Annotated in this window: 1 pseudogene; it reads right to left on the minus strand. The window is 49.8% G+C overall.

Annotated features, from left to right (window positions below):
* Positions 1 to 295, minus strand: a pseudogene (locus HMPREF2726_RS14850) (RHS repeat protein); the annotation flags it as partial.

The raw sequence follows: 295 nt of genomic DNA on the forward strand, positions 1-295 counted from the left end.
TTTGGTCGCAGTGGAAGTAGTGGGTTTGTTGGCGTTTTTTGCCGTCTTTGGTTGTCCAATCGCGGACTTGTGCTAAAGGCTCGTAGGAATCCGGGTCGGTATAGATATAGGTATACCTGCCGTCCGGGTGGATTTCTTGCAGTAAATGACTGCCGTCCCAAACGAAGCGGATTTCATCTTCTAGGCTGCCGTCTGTTTTCAGACGACCTTTGCCTATTCTTCTGCCCAAGGCGTCGTAGGTGTAGGCCCAAGTCTCTTTGCTGCCGTCTTTTTTGAAGATTTCCGCTTTAACCAG

It is taken from the genome of Neisseria sp. HMSC074B07 (genome assembly GCF_001810355.1).
GTDB lineage: Bacteria > Pseudomonadota > Gammaproteobacteria > Burkholderiales > Neisseriaceae > Neisseria.